General features: G+C 43.1%; 17 protein-coding genes. 6 read left to right on the top strand and 11 right to left on the bottom strand.

Translation table 11 applies throughout. The annotated features are described in order from the left end of the window. Window positions 1-41 precede the first annotated feature (41 nt). The 7 genes from ACTCNA_RS13115 to ACTCNA_RS13085 all read right to left on the bottom strand — a co-directional run bounded on the left by ACTCNA_RS13115 (window position 42) and on the right by ACTCNA_RS13085 (window position 7,559). Window positions 42-671, bottom strand: coding sequence for a Crp/Fnr family transcriptional regulator (locus ACTCNA_RS13115; protein ID WP_462948375.1), 630 nt, complete (start codon window positions 669-671; stop codon window positions 42-44). A 10-nt stretch (window positions 672-681) separates the two neighbouring features. Further along, entirely contained in the window at window positions 682-1,839 is a 1,158-nt protein-coding gene (gene dnaJ, locus ACTCNA_RS13110) for a molecular chaperone DnaJ (RefSeq protein WP_462948374.1), read from the bottom strand. Window positions 1,840-1,850: 11 nt separating this feature from the next. Continuing rightward, window positions 1,851-2,480: a nucleotide exchange factor GrpE gene (locus tag ACTCNA_RS13105; protein ID WP_462948373.1), complete on the bottom strand. Its 630-nt coding sequence runs from the start codon at window positions 2,478-2,480 to the stop codon at window positions 1,851-1,853. Between the two features lie 143 nt (window positions 2,481-2,623). Beyond that, window positions 2,624-3,139: a peroxiredoxin family protein gene (locus tag ACTCNA_RS13100; RefSeq protein WP_462948372.1), complete on the bottom strand. Its 516-nt coding sequence runs from the start codon at window positions 3,137-3,139 to the stop codon at window positions 2,624-2,626. 77 nt (window positions 3,140-3,216) lie between these two features. After that, window positions 3,217-4,521 carry a UDP-N-acetylglucosamine 1-carboxyvinyltransferase gene (gene murA, locus ACTCNA_RS13095; protein ID WP_462948371.1) on the bottom strand — a complete coding sequence of 435 codons (1,305 nt, stop codon included), beginning with the start codon at window positions 4,519-4,521 and terminating at the stop codon, window positions 3,217-3,219. Window positions 4,522-4,535: 14 nt separating this feature from the next. Beyond that, window positions 4,536-5,108, bottom strand: a complete 573-nt coding sequence (locus ACTCNA_RS13090; RefSeq protein WP_462948370.1) for a DUF4290 domain-containing protein — start codon at window positions 5,106-5,108, stop codon at window positions 4,536-4,538. A 126-nt stretch (window positions 5,109-5,234) separates the two neighbouring features. Further along, window positions 5,235-7,559: an ATP-dependent helicase gene (locus ACTCNA_RS13085; protein WP_462948369.1), complete on the bottom strand. Its 2,325-nt coding sequence runs from the start codon at window positions 7,557-7,559 to the stop codon at window positions 5,235-5,237. 197 nt (window positions 7,560-7,756) lie between these two features. Between ACTCNA_RS13085 and ACTCNA_RS13080 the strand changes: the two genes are divergently transcribed. Continuing rightward, a complete protein-coding gene (locus tag ACTCNA_RS13080; protein WP_462948368.1) occupies window positions 7,757-9,082 on the top strand; it encodes a T9SS type B sorting domain-containing protein in 1,326 nt (441 codons plus the stop codon). Window positions 9,083-9,446: 364 nt separating this feature from the next. On the opposite strand, the gene ACTCNA_RS13075 is transcribed toward ACTCNA_RS13080, so the two are convergent. Further along, on the bottom strand, window positions 9,447-10,496 hold the full coding sequence (locus tag ACTCNA_RS13075) for an agmatinase family protein (protein WP_462948367.1): 1,050 nt from the start codon (window positions 10,494-10,496) through the stop codon (window positions 9,447-9,449). 111 nt (window positions 10,497-10,607) lie between these two features. Here ACTCNA_RS13075 and ACTCNA_RS13070 point away from each other — a divergent pair, with 111 nt between their 5' ends. From ACTCNA_RS13070 to ACTCNA_RS13055, 4 genes are all read left to right on the top strand, one after another. Next, window positions 10,608-11,801 carry a saccharopine dehydrogenase family protein gene (locus ACTCNA_RS13070; protein ID WP_462948366.1) on the top strand — a complete coding sequence of 398 codons (1,194 nt, stop codon included), beginning with the start codon at window positions 10,608-10,610 and terminating at the stop codon, window positions 11,799-11,801. A 190-nt stretch (window positions 11,802-11,991) separates the two neighbouring features. Next, a complete protein-coding gene (nspC, locus tag ACTCNA_RS13065) occupies window positions 11,992-13,128 on the top strand; it encodes a carboxynorspermidine decarboxylase (RefSeq protein WP_462948365.1) in 1,137 nt (378 codons plus the stop codon). A 91-nt stretch (window positions 13,129-13,219) separates the two neighbouring features. Then, window positions 13,220-13,423, top strand: coding sequence for a hypothetical protein (locus tag ACTCNA_RS13060; protein ID WP_462948364.1), 204 nt, complete (start codon window positions 13,220-13,222; stop codon window positions 13,421-13,423). Further along, window positions 13,420-15,216 carry an alpha-L-fucosidase gene (locus ACTCNA_RS13055; protein WP_462948363.1) on the top strand — a complete coding sequence of 599 codons (1,797 nt, stop codon included), beginning with the start codon at window positions 13,420-13,422 and terminating at the stop codon, window positions 15,214-15,216. Before ACTCNA_RS13060 ends, ACTCNA_RS13055 begins: the two co-directional genes overlap by 4 nt. A gap of 904 nt (window positions 15,217-16,120) precedes the next feature. Here ACTCNA_RS13055 and ACTCNA_RS13050 read toward each other — a convergent pair. After that, a complete protein-coding gene (locus ACTCNA_RS13050; RefSeq protein WP_462948362.1) occupies window positions 16,121-16,864 on the bottom strand; it encodes a hypothetical protein in 744 nt (247 codons plus the stop codon). Window positions 16,865-17,085: 221 nt separating this feature from the next. Here ACTCNA_RS13050 and ACTCNA_RS13045 point away from each other — a divergent pair, with 221 nt between their 5' ends. Further along, on the top strand, window positions 17,086-18,939 hold the full coding sequence (locus ACTCNA_RS13045) for a hypothetical protein (RefSeq protein WP_462948361.1): 1,854 nt from the start codon (window positions 17,086-17,088) through the stop codon (window positions 18,937-18,939). A gap of 50 nt (window positions 18,940-18,989) precedes the next feature. Here ACTCNA_RS13045 and ACTCNA_RS13040 read toward each other — a convergent pair whose 3' ends face one another. Both ACTCNA_RS13040 and ACTCNA_RS13035 read right to left on the bottom strand, forming a co-directional pair. Then, the gene (locus ACTCNA_RS13040) at window positions 18,990-20,822 is read right to left on the bottom strand and encodes a DUF5060 domain-containing protein (protein ID WP_462948360.1); all 1,833 of its coding nucleotides are present in this window, start codon (window positions 20,820-20,822) and stop codon (window positions 18,990-18,992) included. A 60-nt stretch (window positions 20,823-20,882) separates the two neighbouring features. Then, window positions 20,883-21,593, bottom strand: a complete 711-nt coding sequence (locus ACTCNA_RS13035; protein ID WP_462948359.1) for a 3-keto-disaccharide hydrolase — start codon at window positions 21,591-21,593, stop codon at window positions 20,883-20,885. Window positions 21,594-21,871 lie beyond the last annotated feature (278 nt).

Below are 21,871 nucleotides of genomic sequence, written 5' to 3'. Positions count from 1 at the left end.
ACAAATAAAATGAACCAAACGGTACCAGTCTGTAATAAAAGTCACAGAAGCTTGTGAAAATCAATAAAGTTTCGCGACAGTTCAATTTTCCCCTCATTTTCAAGCTTTTTCAGCAAACGGGAAATTACTTCGCGCGATGTATTCAGTTGCAAAGCCAGGTACTGGTGTGTTCCGTAAAACGTTGTTTCACCTGATTTTGAATGGCGGGTTTTGAAAAAATTCTCCAATCGTTCGTCAAGTTTCATAAATGCCAGTGTATCGACAGTTTCAATAAGATCGCGGAAACGCAACTGATACGACTGCATCACAAACTGTTTCCAGGTTTGGTATTTGCACATCCACTCATCGAGCAATGCCACCGGAAGCATTATTACTTCCGTTTCCTCTTCGACATAAGCCATAATACTGCTTTTCATGTTTGCCATGCAACAGGTTAGCGACATGGCACAAACCTCGTTTTCCCGTAAATAATAAAGCAGTAATTCATTTCCGTCTTGATTGGTTCTCGAAACCCGGATCAAGCCTTTCAAAATAAGCGGAAAACTGGAAATAAACTGGCCCTCGCGAATGAGTGTTTCACCGGACTGAAAAGTTTTAACAACTCCTTTTCCCCGGATTTCATCCAGCAGTTCTTTTTCAAGAAAATTGTATTGTTTGCGAAAATCGTTCAAAACCAATAGTCTAAAACATGTCTTTCATTTTCTCGAAAAATGATTTTTCAGAAGAAGAAGGCCCTTCCTGAAATGCGGGAGATCCCTGAAGTTTTTCCAGCACTTTCTTGTCATCGTCGCTGAGTTTTTTGGGAATCCAAACATGTACACGCACCAGCAAATCGCCTTTTCCGTAGCCGTTTACATCGGGCAGTCCTTTACCGCGAAGGCGAAGAATTTTCTCGGGTTGGGTTCCCTGTTCAATTTTCACTTTCACTTTACTTTCAACCGTAGGAATTTCAACGGTAGTCCCCAAAGTGATTTCGGGGAACGACAAAAACAGGTTATAAATAAGGTCATTGCCGTCGCGTACAAGTTGAGGATGTTCCTCTTCGGTAATAACAACCAGCAGGTCGCCGTTAATTCCACCCCGGCGCGCGGCATTTCCTTTTCCCGAAACATTCATTTGCATCCCCTCGCCTACTCCGGCAGGAATTTTAACGTTGATAACTTCCTCATCCCTCATTACTCCTTCTCCGGCACAGTGGCTGCATTTATCGGTAATAATTTGTCCTTCGCCATGACAGGTAGGACAGGTTGAAGCCGTTTGCATTTGTCCGAGCAAGGTATTGGTTACACGGGTTACACGGCCCGCACCATGGCAGGTAGGGCATGTTGAATAAGATGAACCGTTTTTGGCACCTGTTCCGTTACAGTGCTGGCACTGCACATATTTTTTAACTTTAATTTTTTTCTCCGTTCCGTTGGCAATTTCGTTAAGGGTCAGTTTTACTTTCACCCTCAGGTCGGAGCCACGTGCAACACGCCGACCGCTCTGGCGGCCACCGCCGCCACCAAAACCACCAAAGCCGCCAAAATGGCCGCCAAAAATATCGCCGAATGCGGAGAAAATATCTTCGATATCAGAGAATCCTCCAAAATCGCCAGCACCACCGGCACCACCTTTAACTCCGGCATGTCCGAACTGATCGTATCGTTGTTTTTTATTGGGATCGCGAAGTACTTCGTAAGCTTCGGCTGCTTCTTTGAATTTATCCTCCGCTTCTTTATCGCCCGGGTTTTTATCCGGATGGTATTTGAGTGCCTTTTTGCGATAGGCTTTTTTAATTTCCTCTGCTGTTGCGCTTTTTCTTATCTCTAGTACTTCGTAATAGTCTCTTTTTGCCATGTTTCAATTTTTTATTCTCCTACTACCACTTTGGCAAACCGGATGACTTTATCGTTCAATGTATATCCTTTCTGAACAACGTCAACAACCTTACCTTTCAATTTTTCATCGGGAGCCGGAATTTTGGTTAATGCCTCATGATAATCTACATCAAAATCCTGATGCAGGGCATCAATTTCCTTCACATTATGCTGTTTCAAAAAATCTTTAAACTTACTGTAAATGAGCAGTGTTCCCTGTTTTCCGGCATCGTCGTCAGGAATTTCTTTCATGGAGTGAATAGCCCGTTCAAAGTCGTCAATCACAGGCAATATTTCGGAAAGAACTTTTTCACCACCCGATTTTATGAGGTCGGTTTTTTCTTTAATGGTCCTGCGACGAAAATTATCAAACTCGGCCTGCAATCGCAGATGTTTGTCAGACAGCTCATCCAGCTTGGCCTCCAGCTCTTTTGTTTTTTGCTCTTTTTTATCTTTCTTGTTTTTCTTCTTCTCTTCTTTTTGCCGGGGCTCTTCATTATCTTCCTTTACATCCTCATCACCAACTTCTTCAGTTACCTTTTCTTCATTTTCAGCAGCCTGATTTTTTACTGCTTCTTCTTTTTCTTTACCGGATGTTTTATTCATATTTTCTTTCGCCATTTTTTTCGGATTTTTTAAGTTGCAACTTGTTGTATTAACAAAAAATTTGCCACGCAAATCTAAAAGACAAATTGACACCCCATTCAAACATTGAATGTCAATTTGTGCAACGCAATTAATATTTAAGGAATAATAACCTGAATCTATTTTTGTAAATCTTTCAGCTTAGCTTCCAGTGCAGGACCTCTTAGTTGCTTGGCAACAATAATTCCGTTTTCATCAATTAGAAAATTGGAAGGAATGGAACGCACTCCATAAATTGCAGCATGTTTTGAGTTCCAGTAATTCAGGTCGCTGATGTGGTAGGGCCATGTGAGGTTATCTTTTTTAATTGCAGCTTCCCAGGCTGATTTGGTGCGGTCGAGCGACACACTGAAAATTGTAAAACCATCTCCTCCGTTGAATTCCTTGTCTTTATAGGTATTATAAGCTTTTACCAAAGTTGGATTTTCTCTGCGGCAGGGGCCACACCAGGCAGCCCAAAAATCGATAAGCACCAGTTTGCCTTGAGTATCCGAGAGCTTAACTGTTTCTCCGTTGGTATTTTTACCAATCAGCCCGGGCGCTTTGTTGCCAATATTGACACCCAATTTTTGTTGCGCAAAAGAAATTCCTGTTCCCAGAACAAGAAATGCAATGATGGTTAAAATTTTCTTCATAATGCTTCTTTTTTTTGAATTTTAAATCTTTTAATAAAACACAATTTTGTGACTATGGTTTAATGGGTTTGAACATTTCAAATTCGTGAAATATGTGCTCCCAGTTTGCTTAGCCGCTTGTCAATGCTTTCATACCCCCTGTCAATTTGTTCAATATTGTCGATGGTGCTGACACCTTTTGCCGACATGGCTGCAATAAGCAGTGCAATTCCGGCCCTGATATCCGGGGATGTCATTTTTGTAGCCCTTAACTGATGCTGGCGGTTTAAGCCAATTACAGTGGCCCGGTGCGGATCACATAAAATAATCTGCGCCCCCATGTCAATCAGTTTATCAACGAAAAACAGCCGGCTTTCAAACATCTTCTGATGAATTAGCACACTTCCTTTGGCCTGGGTGGCCACAACCAGAAAAACACTGAGCAAATCGGGGGTGAGGCCCGGCCACGGCGCATCGGCAATGGTCATAATAGAACCATCGATGTAAGTTTCAATCTCGTAATTTTCGGTTTCTTTCACTACCAGGTCGTTGCCTTGTTGTTCAACGTTTATTCCCAATCGCCGGAAAGAATCCGGAATAATTCCCAAATGGCCGAGACTTGCATCCTGAATTGTAATTTCAGAGGCTGTCATTGCAGCCAGCCCAATAAAACTGCCCACTTCAATCATATCGGGCAATATTTCATGCGAGCAACCGCTGAGGGTTGCAACACCTTCAATGGTAAGTAAATTTGAACCAACCCCTGAAATTTTTGCCCCCATTGAATTCAACATTTTGCAAAGTTGCTGAATGTATGGTTCGCAGGCAGCATTAAAAATAGTTGTTTTGCCCTTGGCCAAAACGGCAGCCATTAGAATATTCGCAGTGCCTGTAACCGAAGCTTCGTCGAGTAGCATGTAAGCCCCTTTTAGCCGGGGAGCTGAAACGGTAAACCATTGATTTTCGGCATCGAACTCAAATCTGGCACCCAGTTTTTGCAATCCTGTAAATTGGGTATCCACCCGCCGGCGGCCAATTTTGTCGCCTCCCGGCTGCGGGATTACTGCTTTCCCAAAACGGGCAAGCAACGGGCCGATAATCATTATCGAACCTCTCAGGCTCGCTGCCTGTTCAGCAAAACCGGGTGATTTCAGGTAGTCAATATCGATAGAAGAAGCATTGAAACGCCAGGTTCCCTTTCGTTCGTTAATAACCTGCACGCCGAGGCCGCGGAGTATTTCAATTAATTTTTGAACATCGCTGATTTCGGGAATATTGCTGATTGTAACATCCCCGGAAGTTAACAGCGTTGCGCAAATTACCTGAAGTGCCTCGTTTTTTGCGCCCTGCGGGGTAATTGAGCCATGTAGTTTGTTTCCTCCTTCAACAAGAAAAGATGCCATACAACAATTTCAGTTTATTTTTTCTTCTTTTTCTTTTTCCCCAGAATTGCTTTTGGTTCCATGAGCCTGATATCGCGCGGAACTTTTAACTTATTTCCTGAAATTTCTTCCAAATCCTTAAAAATCTTTTCATCTTCCACCGCATCTTTATTCCAAACCAAAAAGAGTTTTTTCATCTGGTTGGCTGTTTGCTCAATGAGCATACGCTGCTCCTCTCCTTCCCTTTCAATAGCAGCTTTAATCATTTTTTCGATAACCAAACCATAATGCTTGTATTTTATATTGTGTTGAGGATAAGGGACCCTGTTGGGTTTTTCAGTAAGGATATCGGGCGAAGGTGGTTCGTAAGGATAATCAATATCGAGTTTAAAATCACTCATAATAGCAAGGTGATCCCATAGTTTATGCTTAAAATCAGACACATCGCGCAGGTAAGGAAATAAATTGCCCATTACATCAATAACTGTTTGGGCCGACCGATTGCGTTTTTCACGGTCTTCGATGGTGAGCAAATAGTCCACCATATTTTGTATATTTCTCCCGTACTCGGGCATCGGAAGTTTCTTTCTTTTAGTATTGTAATCCATCGAGTGAAATTATTAATTTATTGTTTTTAATATCCGGTTATACTTAAGGGTGTTATGATAGTAAACACCTGCAAAACTAATGATTTCTTTGCAATACGCAATTATACCGATTTTGTTTTGCATTTGTTAACCTTTGATTTTCAGTTTGGCAAACTTTAGGAGCAGCTGTTTTTGCCCTGCATTTTTAAAAAACACAGTAGCTTTTTTATTGGGTGGAACACCTTCTATTTTAAGCACTTTGCCCTCGCCAAACCGCTGATGCTCAACAGTCATCCCCTGCATTATTTTATCCGGATCATCGCTTTCAAAGCCTGTTCCGGGTTGGTTGGCCTTCCGGGCTTCAATTAACTTCCGGCTAACAAAATCAGTTGATCGCCGGGTGCCGGGAGTTACAGGTTGACGATTGGAACCTGGGAATTGCCGGTTGCCCGGAACCTGTTGTTGCTGAAATGGATTTTGGGGTGATGAAGTGCTGCCGCCAATTTCATCGCCATCGAGGTATTGTTCGTCCATTTCGATTAGAAACCTGCTGGGGGAACAAAAATCGAGTTTTCCCCACTTGTAGCGCTGGCTGGCATAAGAGAGCCAGGCATTTTCGCGGGCCCTGGTGAGCGCCACGTAAAACAACCTGCGTTCTTCCTCCAGTGCTTCAGCCGATTTTTTTTCGCTGGCCTGGGCCGAAGGAAACAGGTTATCTTCCAAACCTACAACAAACACATTTTTAAATTCGAGACCTTTTGCCGAATGCACTGTCATCAGTGTCACTTTATCCTTGTCTTCGTCTTTATCCGTATCCTGGTCGGTAAGCAATGCCACATCTTCCAGGAAATTTTCCAGTTTATCCGGACGGTCTTCTTCTTTCGCATTCAGCGTAAATTCCTGAATTCCGTTCAGCAACTCCTGGATATTATCGTGGCGGCTGAGTCCTTCGGTCGATTTATCGCTGTACAGCTCTTTTAAAATCCCGGTTTCTTCTGCAATGGTTTTGGCTGTGTCGAATGCATCGTTTTCAATTGCTACTTTTGCAAATCCCTGTATCAAATTCCTGAATTTTAACACTTTGGCAATAGTGCCTTTGTTCAGGTTCATCGGGTTATTTTCGGGCAGGCCGCTAATCATTTTCCAGATCGAAACCTCAGCATTTACGGCTGCTGTCTCCAGTTTTGCCAGGGTGGTTTGCCCAATTCCACGAGCGGGGTAGTTGATGATCCTTTTCAGCGCCTCGTTGTCCCAGGGATTGATAATCAGCCGGAAATAGGCCAGCAAATCTTTAATTTCTTTGCGCTGGTAAAAACTGAGCCCGCCATAAATTTTGTAAGGAATATTACGTTTTCGAAGCGCCTCCTCAAAAATTCGCGATTGTGCATTGGTGCGGTACAAAATGGCGTAATCCAAATTCCGGTAATGTTCCCGGAGCTGCGTTTGTGCAATTTCCTGGGCCACCAAAAATCCCTCTTCGTTATCGGTTAAGGCCGAGATAACCTTAATGTTGTTACCGCGGTCTTTTTCAGAAAAAACGGTTTTGGGAATTTGCCGTTTATTTTTGGCAATAATACTGTTTGCCGCGTTCACAATGGTTTGCGTGGAGCGGTAATTCTGTTCCAGCTTAAAAATTTTGTGGCCGGGGTAATCTTTCTGAAAATTCAAAATATTCTCGATGCGCGCACCCCTGAACGAATAGATGCTCTGGGCATCGTCGCCCACCACGCAAATATTTTTATGATGTACAGCCAGTTTTTTAATAATCAGGTATTGGGCATAATTGGTGTCCTGATATTCATCCACCAAAATATGATTAAACCGCTGCTGGTATTTTTCCAGTATTTCAGGACGGTCGCGAAAAAGCAGGTTGGTTTTAAGCAACAAATCATCGAAATCCATTGCCCCCGACAAAAAACAGCGCTTGGCGTATTCTTTATAAATTTCGGCAATGGCCGGCATCCGCATACTTTTATCGGCCAGCCGCACTTCCGAGTTTTGTGCATAAGCCTGTGGTGTTATCAAATTATTTTTCGCCATAGAAATGCGCGAAGCCACAACACCCGGTTTATAGGTTTTATCGTCGAGCTGAAATCCCTTTATGATGGTTTTTATGAGGCTTCGACTGTCGGAAGCATCGTAAATAGTGAAGTTGGACGGGTAACCGGTTACTTCATGCTCGGCCCGCAACATGCGTGAAAAAATGGAGTGAAAAGTGCCCATCCAGAGATAGCGCGCCGTGTTTTCGCCCACAATTCCGGCAATTCGCTCTTTCATTTCGCGGGCAGCTTTGTTGGTAAAAGTAAGTGCCAGGATGGCTGACGGCCTTGCGCCCTGTTTCAGCAAATGGGCGATGCGGTAAGTGAGCACGCGAGTTTTACCCGAACCGGCACCGGCAATAATCAACGCCGGTCCATCGGTTTCTACCACGGCTTCCTGCTGCGATTTGTTCAATTCTTTCAGGTAATCCAATACTATTTAATTTTCTTTCTGATTTAAAAAGACAAAAGTAAAAGATGTTTTCCCAATCACCGGTTTTCTTTCATGCATTTTTCAACAATTTTGAATATTGTATTTTCTGAAACCGCGAAATTCCGATTTTTGTGGCAGCAGAAACAATTAAATAAAAATTATACGTTAATATTGTAGCTCAAAGTATCATCGTTTTTATGAAGAAAAAAAGTTACATCTCCCTGTTGGTTTCAGCGCTGTTTTTTCTGAATGCCCCATTTGCAATGGCACAAATTTCAGCTCCGGGTTCGGCAGGTAGCACGCCCACGCAATACACTGCTTTTCAGGAAACCGACAGCATATTTGTTTTTTGTGCTGAAAGCGAAAACCAACAACTCGCTGAACTGCAAGCCACAACTGATCTTGAAGGAACAAAAACTTTTCGGTGGGAGCAATACAACAACCTCACCGGTGAATTTGAATCCGTAGGGGACTTGCCGGAAGAAAGTACCGATGCCAATCAATCAGAAATTTCAGGGCTCGAAGACGGCGGCTACCGGGTTACCATTACCCAGGGCGAAACCACTACAATTTACCGTGCCTGGGTTTTCAACAGTTGGTATGTGGCAAGTGCAGATGTTACTGATTCAAACTGTGAATCGTTTAAACTCGTTGGTGATTTCAGCTCCCCTGAACTGAACTATTACGATCCGTCCGATAACTCTGAACTTCAGGTATTCAAAGATGTAAAAGTGGAATGGAAAGAAGGACAAACAACAATTGCCAGCGTGCAGAACCCGCAAATATTTAATCCGCCTACACGGGATACCGAATACACCTTGAGGGTTTACGACCAGTTTGGCTGCGAAACCACAACTACCACTACTTACGAATCAATTGTTACAAAAGCTGACTTTTCGGTTGACCCGCAAAACGGGGAAGCTCCGTTAACAGTAACTTTCAACAACCAATCTGAAAACGGCGATCCGGATCAGTACGAATGGTTTTTTTACCGCGATCTCGATCAGATAAAACGTGAATCGGAAAATTCGGACCAACCGGTTGACAGTATCATGATTGTGGCCTACGATGAAAACCCGGTTTACACTTTCGAACATTCAGGAACCTTCAACATAAAACTGGTTTCAAAAAAAGTAAGCCTTACCGATTCGAGCACATTCATCACCTGTGTGGACACGGCTTATATTGAAGACTACATTGTGGTTGACACCTCGTTTGTTGCCGTACCTAATGTTTTTACCCCCAATGGCGACGGAACCAACGATGAATTTATTGTGAAGTACTGGTCGATGCAAAGCATTAAAATTTCCATTTTTAACCGTTGGGGAAAACGCATCCATTTTTGGGAAAGCGACAACGTTCAGGGTTTTGAAGACACCTACCTGGAAACTGTATGGGACGGCCGGTTGGGCGGCCGGTTTGCCAGCCCCGGAGTTTATTACTACGTAGTTGAAGGCATGGGCCGCGATGGAGAAAAACGAAAGAAACACGGTTTTTTCCACCTTTTCAGGGGAAAAGATTAAAGGCAATACATTTTAAAATTAGTTTTCAACCTGAACAGCTGAAGCTTCGAAAGGCTGGGGATCAGCTACAGCAGAACCATTTATTGAAAAACTAAATGTACTCCCTTTACTAAAAAATCCGTAAAGGAAGTTGAGTGATTCATTTACATCGAATTGTGATGTCTTTAATGAAACCTGGTTCGATTCAATTTTTGAAATTTCGATTATTGTTTTTAAAAGCTCCCGCTGCAAAACCATACGCGAGCCCCATTCCACCGACTGTAATTAACAGCATGGCCACAACACTCTGAATCAGCGGCGAACTTAAAAACCCGCCGTCAATTCCCCTGAAAAAATTTCAAAAAATTTCGTCAATATTCATTTTTTAAATCATTTTTTGTGAACGGCCTGAAAGGTTACTTAGCTTGTATATGAGCCGGGCCGCCACATTGGCATCCCATTCTGCATTTCCGGTTTCGCACACATCAAACCCGATAACTCTGCGACCGCTTTCCACCACTTTTTTCAGCAAAAAAACGGTTTCCGGAAAATCCAATCCGCCCGGCACCGGTGTTCCGGTATGCTGACAAAGTTTTGGGTCCAGCCCGTCAATATCGATACTAACATAAACATCAGCCGGAAGTTCAGCCACAATTTCTTCGCACTGTGCATCCCAGTTTTTTCCTTTAAACTGGTTTTGTTTAATGGCATGGTCGAAATAAACAGCAATTCGGTTGCCTTCTTTTTGAATGACTTCCGTTTCCTCCTCACAATAATCGCGGATTCCCACCTGCACCAGTTTTTTAAGCGATTGAATTTTCAATGCATTGTAAAAAACCGAGGCATGTGAAAAAGTAAATCCCTCGTAGCTGTTTCTCAAATCGAGGTGCGCATCCACCTGGAGGATTCCAAAATCGGGATATTTCTCTCCCACTGCTTTCATCGCGCCCAGTGGCACACTGTGATCGCCTCCAATGACAGCAGGAATTTTACCGGTGCCGAGTACCTTTTGGGCACGACGAAATACCCATTGGTTCATTTTTTCACATTCGCGGTTTATCTTTTCCAGTTCTTCCTGCATTCCCCTGTTTTGAGCCAAATCGCCGCCATTTTCCAAAAAACTGATGTAGGTTGACGACTGTTTTCGCAATTCTTTTCCCTTGCCCATAAGAATTTCATCTAACGGCTGCATGAAAATTCCCAGTTCCCAGGCATCTTTCACATCAGCATCAAACAAATCTAATTGCGACGAAGCATCCAAAATTGCTGAAGGGGCGTGGGAGGTGCCGTCGTTATATGAAACGGTAACATCCCAGGGCACCTGTATTAACACCACATTTGCTGAATCTTCATCAAAAGGAAGGCCGATAAAATTTCCGTTTTTCAATCCGACACCGCTGGGGTCAAATTCTTTGTTTTGTAATGGGCTGTTCATCAAAAAATGTTTAATTTGCTATTTTCAAAATTAATTTTTCAATTTACGAAATTACCATCAATTGTTAAATAAAATTGTTTTAATCGATAATCATTTAAATAACCAAATAAAATGAGTAAAGTTTTAATCATTGGTGCAGGTGGAGTTGGCCGCGTTGTTGCTGCCAAAGCGGCAAATAACCCGGAAATTTTTTCTGAAATCATGCTCGCCAGCCGCACCGTTTCAAAATGTGAAACCATAGCAAAAGAAGTAGGCCGGGGGCGCGTTCAACCCGCGCAGGTAAATGCCGACAATGTGCCTGAAGTTGTTGAACTGATTAACAAGTTTCAACCAGAATTGGTTATAAATGTGGCGCTTCCTTACCAGGATTTGCCAATTATGGATGCCTGCCTCGAAACCGGGGTAAATTATTTGGATACCGCAAATTACGAACCCAAAGACGAAGCCAAATTTGAATATAAATGGCAGTGGGCTTACCATGATAAATTCAAAGAAAAAGGAATTATGGCTGTACTGGGGTGCGGATTCGACCCGGGCGTGACAAGCATTTACACGGCTTATGCAGCCAAACACCATTTCGATGAATTACACACGCTCGATATTGTGGATTGTAACGCCGGCGACCACGGAAAAGCATTTGCCACCAACTTCAATCCCGAAATCAATATTCGGGAAATTACCCAGAAAGGAAAATACTGGGAAAACGGACAATGGGTAGAAACAGAACCACAGGAAATCAAAAAGGTGCTGAACTACCCGAATATCGGGCCGCGTGACTCGTACCTGATTTACCACGAAGAGCTGGAATCGCTGGTAAAGAATTTCCCAACGCTGAAACGTGCCCGCTTCTGGATGACGTTCGGACAGGAATACCTCACCCACCTGCGGGTGATTCAAAACATTGGAATGGCCCGCATCGACCCGGTGAAATATAAAGGCGTGGATGTGGTTCCGTTGGAATTTCTAAAATATGTATTGCCTGATCCGGGCGAACTGGGCGAAAACTACAAAGGCGAAACGTCGATTGGCTGCCGCATTAGTGGCGTGAAAGACGGTAAGGAAAAAACCTGCTACATCTGGAACAACGCCAGTCACGAAACGGCGTACAAAGAAACCGGTACGCAGGCAGTTTCCTACACCACCGGTGTTCCGGCAATGCTGGGCGCTATGATGGTCCTCACCGGAAAATGGAACGGCAAAGGGGTATTCAACGTTGAAAATTTCGATCCGGATCCATTCATGGAAAAAATCGGGGAATATGGTTTGCCGTGGAATGAAAAATTTGACATCGATTTGGAGCTGTAAATTTAACACCGTCCTTTAGGGCGGTGATTGATCGTTCGTTTATTGATGGAAAGGATTTTTAAAATTTTGTAATTTAATAGTTTACAAAATTTTAAAAATCCGGTGTTCAGCATGTATTTTCATCCACCGCCCTAAAGGACGGTGCTATTTTTAAATCAATTAGCTAAATAAACTATTTAATTTACACAACTTGGACTACTCAAAGATTACGTCACCCGCCTTCGTGCTCGATGAAAAACTCCTTCGGAAAAACCTGGAACTCATCGACTGGGTTCAGAAAGAAGCAGGAGTTGAAATCATTCTGGCATTTAAAGGTTTTGCCATGTGGAGTGCATTCCCGCTGGTTCGGCAATATCTGAAAGGTGCCACTGCCAGTTCGCTCAACGAAGCCCGGCTCTGTTTCGAGGAGATGAAAACACGGGCACATGTGTATTCTCCGGTTTATTTTGAAAACGAGTTTGAGGAATTAATGAGCTACTCCAGCCACATTGTATTTAACTCGTTTAACCAGTTTCAAAAATTTTACCCGGAGACCCAAAAGACAGATCATCCCATTTCGTGCGGGATTCGGGTAAATCCGGAATATTCGGATGTGGAAACCGACTTGTATAATCCAAGTGCTGGGGGGTCGCGACTCGGAGTAGGAAGCGATGAGTTTCAGGATGAACTGCCCGAAGGAATTGAAGGCATCCATTTTCATGTGTTGTGCGAATCGGATTCCTACAGCCTGGAAAAAGTTTTGGCCAACCTGGAAGCAAAATTCGGAAAGTTTCTTCATCAGGTAAAATGGGTGAACATGGGCGGCGGCCACCTGATAACACGTGAAGGGTACGACCACAAACACCTGATTCAACTGCTCCGGAATTTCAGAAAAAGGTACAATGTGCAAATTATCCTGGAACCGGGAAGTGCCATTGCCTGGGACACCGGTGTTTTGGTCTCAACTGTGCAGGATGTGGTGGAACACAAAGGCATCAAAACGGCCATTCTCGACGTATCGTTTACCGCCCACATGCCCGACACGCTGGAAATGCCCTATCGCCCTAAAATTGTGGGAGCCAATGATCCGGATGAAAACAGCAAACATTTGTATCGGCTTGGCGGAGTAAGCTGCCTGGCCGGCGATTTTATGGAGGCATACGATTTTGGCAGTGAGCTGAAACCGGGAGATCAGGTTATTTTCAAAGATATGATTCATTACACCATGGTGAAAACCAACATGTTCAACGGGGTAAACCACCCGGCTATTGCCATCTGGACCGAAGACGACCAGTTAAAAATGGTGCGGGAATTTCATTACGAAGACTTTAAAGGAAGATTGTCGTGATAATTTAGACACAAGATTTTGAGACACAAGTATCAGGACAGCTTTGGTATTATTTAATTAATTGGTAAGTTTGAATTAAAATTATATTTCTATGATAATTGAAAGGACCAAAGATGAAGTGATTATCAGGTTAAAGTCTACTGTAAATACAGAAGAACTGCAGGAACTGGCAAATTTATTGAGATACAAGAAAATTACGTCAAAATATAATACCCGTCAGGAGGACGTTGATAAACTTGCCTCCGATGTAAATAAAAACTGGTATAAAAAGAACCGCGACAACTTTCTGAAATGAAACATCTCTCAAAAATACTTTTCCTCCTGACTTTTCTACTATATTCAACACCAATATTTTCACAAACTCAAACCAACCCGCGTGCCCAGTGGTTTACCGATGCCCGTTTCGGTATGTTCATCCACTGGGGTATTTACAGCGGTGCCGAAGGTTTCTGGAAGGGCGAAAAACTCCGCAACGACAACGATTACGCGGAGTGGATTATGTACCGCAACCGCATCGAAAAAGAAGAGTACCTGACGCTGCTCGACCGGTTCAACTGGGAAGAGATTGATCCGGAAGAGTGGGTTATCCTGGCCAAAAAATCGGGAATGAAATATGTGACAATCACAGCCAAACACCACGATGGATTTGGGTTATGGGACAGCCAGGCCAGCGATTTCGATTTGGGGAATTACACCGATCGCGACATTATAAAAGAACTTTCTGAAGCTTGCCAAAAACACGGGTTAAAACTGGGACTTTACTATTCGCACTGGATTGACTGGGAACATGAATTTGGCTGGGATCACACCAAAGAATTATCCGGAATTACTGCTGAAGAATACGATCAATACTGGCAGGAAAAAGTGATTCCGCAGGTTCGTGAACTGCTTACCAACTACGGCGAAATTGGGATGTTCTGGTTCGACATGTGGATTCACCATTCCGAAACAATTGTTAGCAAAGCTCAGCTTTTACAATTGAAAGGCCTGATAAGAAAGCTGCAACCTAAATGTATTGTCAATTCGCGGCTCGGACTTTCCGTTGAAGAAGATCCTGATGTTGACTTCAAAACTCTTGGCGACAACCAGCTCGGCAATAAAAAGGAAAATTTCCCGTGGCAGTCGCCGGCAACAGTAGCGCATTCCTGGGGTTTCCATAAATCGGACACCGAGTGGAAATCAACCTCAACGCTTTTAAAATCGCTCATCAGCAATGTGAGCCTGAACGGCAATTTTATGCTGAACATCGGGCCACGGGCAAACGGCGAAGTCCCTTTCGAGATTGAACAGCGAATGCTAGAAATGGGTAAATGGCTGAATGTAAATGGCGAATCGATTTACGGTGCCGAAGCGTTCGACCTTCATAAAGATTTACACGACTGGGGAAAAATAACTGCAAAGAAAGAAGACGGAAAAACAAAACTTTACCTGCACGTTTACACCTGGCCGTTGGAAAAAACATTACCGTTAACGGGCGTTACTTCAACTCCTTCAGAAATTTATTTACTGGCTGACAAACAAAAATCTCCGCTACAGTTTTCTCATTCCGGCGCTTATACTGAAATACAACTCCCCGAAATGGCCCCGGATCCTTATGTGTCGGTTATTGTAGTTGAATACCCGGATTATCCTGAAATAATCGAAAACCTCGTGGCAAAAACAGTTTCCGGCGGATTTTCAATGACTCCCGGAAATATTATTTCATCTACTCAGGAGCTAAACATCGGAAACAAAAGCAGGCGCGGAACCGTGCCTGAACAGACCATAATTGATGCCCCTAACCGTTTAACATGGAAAATCTATATTGATTCCCCGGGCAAAAAACAGGTGGATGTTTCGTACAGTTTTCAGCACGAAAACAACGACAGCAAGATAATTGTAAAATCAGGTAATACAACGCTAACCCATGCAATTCAGCCAACCGGCAAAACTGTTGGAGAGCCAAATTCTGGCTGGGTGATTGATAATTACAGGTCGCACAGGGTTGGCCAGTTATATTTTCCGGAAAAAGGTTACTACGAAATAGAACTTCAGGTGAACCCCGCTCAAAATGAAGAAGTAAAATTTCAGTGGATTTGGATTGATTAGTTAGCAGAAATGGAGCCTGCATAGGTTATCAACAATTGTTAATAACGATAGTTGACACACGGTGAATACAAAACAGTTGTAAACTATTGACCCGCATTGCTTTTTAATCTACATTTGATAATACCAGGTGAGCGATAAAAGGCAGCTCCAAAAATGTGGAAACGGCGAACGTTTCTTAGTTGAGACAGGAACTATTTCAGCCCGACCTTCGGGAAGGCACATTGAAAGAGCCGAAGTTTGAACCGGTAGTCTGGAAACCGGCTTCATTCAATCAACTGGAAGAGTTCCAGACGTTCTTTCAAGATTGAGTCTTCAGGCAGGAGGCAGCCAACCGAAAGGAAGGCAACAAAAAACTCCGGTTTTTTGAAATGCCCAGACTGCACAACATGAAAGGCAAAAACCTGATTGTTGATTGAAACCGGAAATGACCTTCGGGAAATTACCGGAATCACTGAAAGACACTTCGTCCGGGAAGGCAATCCGGAAAGCCGAACGGACTACTCAAAGGTTTACGCCGTAGAAAGCTAAACCCAAGAGTACAGGGCCTGATTCAACGGTAAAACGATGAACAGAGCCAGCCATAATAACCGTAGCCTGGCGCTCGGGAAAACTTCGGTTGACCCGAGTAAATGGGAGCTATTCGTAACAGAGTAGTTCCCATTTGTGCTTTTAAGGCACCTCCTTCTGTATCACTAATCACTAAAAACCAAGATTGAATTACCTGGGGGTTATAAAAAGAAGAAGGATGGGTTCAACAACCCATCCTTTTCTCATTAAACTAACTAACCTAACTAAACCTAAACTTATGAAAATAAACGTACCACAAATATAGCAGTTTAAAAGGAATCTCCAAACACAAAACTGTTAAATCATGTTAACGATACTATTTAATTAACACGATTTTTTACTGGGCAATAAATAAATAATGGATGGTTCCCCGCTGCAGTTCAGGCGCTTGCGGGTCGGCATTAAAAACAGTACGCGAAGCAGCGGCCTTTGCATACAAAAAAATTTGTTCGTCGCGAATGGCAGGATTATTTTGCGGTTCGGCCTCCACTACCCTTCCCTGCCGGTCAACTGCAATATCAACCACAACTTTTCCTCCTCCCTGGGCAAGGTAAACAGGTATGGGCAAACTCAAATGGTACCTGTTTTCGAGGTAATAAGTTATGTTGCTTTCGCCGGTATAAATCACATTTTTTATTGAATCGCGTTCCATCCCTTCAGTGGTTTCAACCGGCATCTCGATATCTTCAAGTTTGACCGTTTCTTTTGACAACTGATTTCTCACATTCTGCGAGAGCTGACGAGCAGCTTCCACTTCACGGGTATAATCTTCGTCAAAAAAATCTTCGCTTTCCATAATTTGCTTGGAGGCAATATTTGTTCTGTTGCTTTGGTTTTGAGAAAGCTGTGATGAAGGATCGTTCGGCATCGGTTCACCCTGGTCGGGCAGCTCTTCTTCCTCCAAAACCTCAGGTTCACTGATGAGTTCTTCGGGGAATTCAATCAACAGTTCTTCTTCCTGAACAGTTCCCTTCATTTCCACTTCGGCCAGGAGGAAAGCAGAAAATAACAGAATATGAAATATAAGGGTGCCCATCACCCCGTATATATTTCTTTTGTATATCTCACGAAGTTTCTTCACACGGCAAAATTATAAAATTAAGTAGTATTTTTCCCGTCAAATAAAACGAAAGGAAAATAAACTCTAATATGTTCTTAAAGAGACAGTAACACAACGCAAGACACTTTAACTAATTTTAACACCTTGTATTTCAGGCAATGATCTATAAATTCATTATTTTTCTGAATTAAATACTACGAGTAATTTTAACAAGATAGCAAAGCGGGGGGATGAGAATGAAAATGAGCAAACAACTCATAAACAACACAACAAATTATATTATTTTGTTCTTGTTGCTTATTTCATTTCGGGGGAAAGCACAGCCAGTCCAAAATGATACAATCCCCAATTCAACTGACAGAGAAAAAAAATATGAGCAATTTTACGACAGCCTGGAATACAAGGCCAAGCAAAGCAAAATAATCAGCCGGATTTATGATTTTTTAATTTTGCCACCTCACCCTTATGTAGATAAAGAAGCCCTTGCACTTGAATATTACAGTCAGTTTGAAGGAAAATTAATTTCCGACATTACCATTACCCCTCTGGAAGTGTTTGGGCCTACTTTTGAAGATACCGCCCGCACAGCGAAAAGCTTTATTGAAAAGACCGCCAATACTTTGCATTCCAAATCGAATTTAAAGACTATTGAGAAATTGCTGCTTTTTAAAATTGGCGATTCCCTGGATCCGAATCTCATGTACGAAAATGAGCGTATAATTCGCTCACTTCCCTACATTCAGGATGTTAAACTGCTTATTGAACAAGACAGCATTTACAAAGGACTGGTTAGTGTGCATGTTTTAACAAAAGACAGGTTTTCCTTAGGAGTTTCCGGTGGGGTTGACGGAGGGGAAGCCGCTGCCCTCGAAATCTACAATCAAAATATTTTTGGTGTCGGCCACGAAATTTCATTCAGCTTTGTTGGTAATTTAAACCGTGAGCCCTATGCCGGGCTTGAAACCTTTTATAAAATAAATAACATCCGCGGGAAATTTATCGATATTTCGGCAGGTTACATGAATACATACGAGCGGGAAGGTTTTTCATTTATTATTGATAAACCTTTTATAACTCCCTCAATTAAATGGGGATATGGTGGCTCAGCACTCAGGATGTACAGAACGAACAGGATTTTTGATGACGATCCCATCAAAACCGCCATTCCAATGGATTTGTCTTTCAAGAGTGCATGGGCAGGAAGAAGTTTTCAGATAAAACCCGATGATTACCAAAATTCGCAAGTGGTTTTATCGGCGGCAGTTTACAACCAAACCTACTTCCAGCGTCCCATTCCAGCCCCCGAAAACAACCAGTATTTTTCCAACTGCACATTTTATCTTGCCGGCATTACATTTACCCAACGGCGATTTATTCAGGACCAGTTGGTTTACAGCTATGGCGTTACAGAAGACATTCCCGAGGGTTTTAAAAATGAAATTGTTTATGGTTTCGATGCCAATGAATTTGGCAACCGGCATTATGCACACCTTTACCTTTCCAATGGGAATTTGCTGGCGAACCGTAAAGGATACCTGTATCTTGCCGGGGGAATTGGCGGGTATTTTAAAAATAAAGATTACGAGCAGGGGCAAATTCAGGGGAGTGTGAATTTTATTTCGAGACAGGTAAATGCCGGACGCAAACGGTTCCGGTTGTTTGTCCGTGCCAATTACTTACTGGGGCTAAGAAGGTTTGAAATTGAAAACCTTTCATTATCAAGAAACAGCCACATCCGGGGTTTTTCAAGCAGAAAGGCTGTTGGCAAACAACGGCTGAGCATGGATTTGGAATATGTACTTTTTTTGCGCCGGCAGTTTTACAAGTTCAATATTGCGCTTTACGGATTTGCTGATGTGGGCATAATCGGCTCAAACAAACACATTATTTTCAATGAAAATTATTACAGCGGCCTCGGTTTTGGCGTAAGGCTTCACAACGAAAACCTGGTTTTTAAAACATTCCAGCTTCGGTTGGCATTTTATCCGTTTCCTCCTTCCGACATGAGTTTTACAGGTTTTATTGTTGAAGAGCAGTACAAAAAGAATTTTTACAGCTTTCAGCCTGAGGCCCCTCGCGCCCTCACTTTCGAATAAAAACATTCATAAAAGCACCCGGAGGGATCTTCGCAATATCAAAAAATGTATTACCTGACAACTGCAACCCAATCTTTTCCCGAATCAACAGGAGGTTTTCCCAGGTCAACATTTCCGTTACCCTGAACCGTTGAAACAGTTCCATTCATAAGTTCTCCGCCTTTGCGCGGATTAAACCATTTAACAGTAAAAGATTTTTCTGAATCAATTTTTATACTGCAATTTGTTTCAGCAGAAGGAAGATAAACCACATAAATTTCACCTGGATTCGAAAAGCAGTATCCGCCTTCAACATTAATCAAGTCATCCGTATTTTTCATTGATTCAACCGGCAGTTTTTTAAAGAAGTTGGTAGCAATTGCAGATTGTTTCCACCAGTTATGACGGCTCCTGAAATCTTCGAGGCTCAAATCGTTGTGAGAAAAGCGGTATCCAAAATACCACTCCACGCCTGCACCGCCTGCCATCAGGGCTCCCCAAAGACAATGTTGCCGAACCGTATCATGATCGGCGTTGTGTGAATCGGGCATCACTCCTTTAAAAGCCGGTCCGATTTCATCGAGGTTTACCAGCCACCGTTTTCCGGCTTCTTCCGATTCACTCACCCATTTCTTGATTCGCTGGTGTACTTTCATCGGGTTCCCTATTTGCATGGACGGCCCGTCGAGATTCTCAAATCCCAGGAAAGGCCCGAGGTATTCATCCTGGTGAGAATCGTTTGAATGGGTGTGCACCACAACAATATTTGGATACGGATTTGTTGTTTTCAGGTAATTGGCCATTGCTACTTTTTGTTCATGTGTTTGGCCAATGGGCGACCAGTCAGTAGGACCGTTTTCTTCTCCCATGTTCCAGGTAACCGCCGGATGATGTCCGAAACGGGCAATCAATTCCCGCAAATAAACTTTTCGCTGCACATCGGTATAGCCCATGTCGAGCAGGCACTCATTTTCGGTTTCCTGCAACACAAAATGCTGCATCATACCCAGGCTGTCCATGTGGTCGAAAACAATCTCCCACTGGTCGAGTTTGCTGCAGTCGAACCGGTAGCGCTCATTGTGAGCGGTGTAGGGCCAAACGTCTTTTCCATCGCCCAGAATATTCATGGTGAGCATGTAAACCGAATTCACCCCGACAGAATTCAGGTAATTCAGCGCGCCAATGATGCCTTTCCCTTTTCCGTTCTGCCATACCGGATCGCCTGCATTCCAGTCTGAAACATGCGTTTCGTATTTATGAAGACTTTCTTTGGGATCGGCTTCCCCTTCGCGCACTTCAGATTTCAGGCTGAAACGCGAAGTTTGATCAAAACCGGCATAGGCCAAAAAATTTTCCGGGCTGTCGGCACCGTTTTTTATCCATATCTCTTCGGAATCCTGAAATTTGAAATAGCCTTTCCCTCCGTTAACAATCCGCCCTTTTGCACGAAAATCCTTTCCTGTTTTATCCGATGCTTCAATGGTAAAAGTTCCCTCGCTGCCATCGGGTAAATCCACAGGTTCTCCATAATTTTCATCCTCCTTCACTACAATATCTTTCCCCTTTCTGAACTTAATTTTGTATTTCCATTCGCCGGGTTCATCGGGCCTGAAACGGACTTTCCAAATATTTCCGGCATCTGCTGAAGTTTCCGCTGCATTTCCATCGGCTGCATAAAAACCGGGAACGGTGTAGGATTTTTCGCCGTTGGTAAAAGTTACATCCAACTTATAATCGAGAAAAGGATTTTTTTTATCCCACTCAGCGACATCGGGCCCGGGAATATTCAACGTTACTTTATGCCATTTTTTTAACTCTCCTTCAACTTGAATTTCATTTGGCCGGGAATCACTTTCGCATGAAAAAAATACAAGGGCAAACAAAAAAATAATCAGGTTCTTCATTGGTTTTAGGTTTATATGAAAAAAATTATACAGGTTGAATTTTTGCGAATTCTTTTCGGTTTAATCGACTGGTGCCACATCTGATTCCGTAATTTCATCGATATGTGTCAGCTCCAGGTTCCGGAATTCTACTTCGGAGCCTTCTGCCTGAACAGCAATCTGGCCTTTTGTGGCGGTACAATCGTAGCCATAATTTACTAAATCGCCGTTTACCCAAACTTTAATTTCGTCGTCAACGCATTCAATAATCATGTTGTTCCACTCTCCCACCGGATTTTCAGAATCATCAGTTAAATTTTTAATACGACGGGCTTTCCCCTCGGTAATTCCCCACTCTTCTTTGGGGCCGCGGCGTTCTTCCATGTCGGGCACGGTAATGTCTTCCACAATACACCAAAAATCACCTGCATTTTCATGCATCATCTGCACTTCAATCGATTTTGGAAACATATCATACAGCGCACGTGGAGTGGATGCATGAACCAAAACCCCGCAATTTCCGGGTTCACCGGCAAAGCGGTATTCCACTTCAAGGCGGTAATCCTGAAAAACTGAATCGGTAATCAGGTGTCCGCCGGGTGTTCCCAGGCTCACCAGCATTCCATCGCGAACTATAAACGGGTTGATGGCCTCCGGATCGTTGTCCATTGCAGGAACATCCACATGCCAGCCGGACAAATCGGTTCCGTTAAACAGGCTGATGGTTTTGGGCTCATTGTTGCATGATGCGGCAGCAAAAAGAATTAAAAAAAGGAAGATGAAATTTTTCATGATAATAAGTTTCTATTTGTTCGTATTTTGTTTTTTCAATGTTAACCTGCCCTTTCAGGGCGATAAATTCTGCTCTTTTTCACTTCTTCTTCCCCAAGGCGTTGCCGTTGGGTTATATTAAACTGCCCCGCTGGGGCGCAGACTTATTCAATAACTATTCTACTAATAACTGTTCTTTTGCCCATTTTATATACTGTTTCCAGTCGTAATCGGTAACATCGTGGCCGCCGGTGCGAATGTGGTAAGCTACCGTATTCTGAATTGGTTGGTTTACCGCA

It is taken from the genome of Tangfeifania sp., assembly GCF_055108615.1.
This window is presented reverse-complemented; position numbering and strand designations above follow the sequence as displayed.

What these genes read in the sequence shown, in the direction of transcription:
- dnaJ (WP_462948374.1), bottom strand. Translation starts at nt 1,839, where the DNA reads ATGGCAAAAAGAGACTATTACGAAGTACTAGAGATAAGAAAAAGCGCA.
- ACTCNA_RS13105 (WP_462948373.1), bottom strand. Translation starts at nt 2,480, where the DNA reads ATGGCGAAAGAAAATATGAATAAAACATCCGGTAAAGAAAAAGAAGAA.
- ACTCNA_RS13100 (WP_462948372.1), bottom strand. Translation starts at nt 3,139, where the DNA reads ATGAAGAAAATTTTAACCATCATTGCATTTCTTGTTCTGGGAACAGGA.
- murA (WP_462948371.1), bottom strand. Translation starts at nt 4,521, where the DNA reads ATGGCATCTTTTCTTGTTGAAGGAGGAAACAAACTACATGGCTCAATT.
- ACTCNA_RS13090 (WP_462948370.1), bottom strand. Translation starts at nt 5,108, where the DNA reads ATGGATTACAATACTAAAAGAAAGAAACTTCCGATGCCCGAGTACGGG.
- ACTCNA_RS13080 (WP_462948368.1), top strand. Translation starts at nt 7,757, where the DNA reads ATGAAGAAAAAAAGTTACATCTCCCTGTTGGTTTCAGCGCTGTTTTTT.
- ACTCNA_RS13075 (WP_462948367.1), bottom strand. Translation starts at nt 10,496, where the DNA reads ATGAACAGCCCATTACAAAACAAAGAATTTGACCCCAGCGGTGTCGGA.
- ACTCNA_RS13070 (WP_462948366.1), top strand. Translation starts at nt 10,608, where the DNA reads ATGAGTAAAGTTTTAATCATTGGTGCAGGTGGAGTTGGCCGCGTTGTT.
- ACTCNA_RS13060 (WP_462948364.1), top strand. Translation starts at nt 13,220, where the DNA reads ATGATAATTGAAAGGACCAAAGATGAAGTGATTATCAGGTTAAAGTCT.
- ACTCNA_RS13055 (WP_462948363.1), top strand. Translation starts at nt 13,420, where the DNA reads ATGAAACATCTCTCAAAAATACTTTTCCTCCTGACTTTTCTACTATAT.
- ACTCNA_RS13045 (WP_462948361.1), top strand. Translation starts at nt 17,086, where the DNA reads ATGAGCAAACAACTCATAAACAACACAACAAATTATATTATTTTGTTC.
- ACTCNA_RS13040 (WP_462948360.1), bottom strand. Translation starts at nt 20,822, where the DNA reads ATGAAGAACCTGATTATTTTTTTGTTTGCCCTTGTATTTTTTTCATGC.
- ACTCNA_RS13035 (WP_462948359.1), bottom strand. Translation starts at nt 21,593, where the DNA reads ATGAAAAATTTCATCTTCCTTTTTTTAATTCTTTTTGCTGCCGCATCA.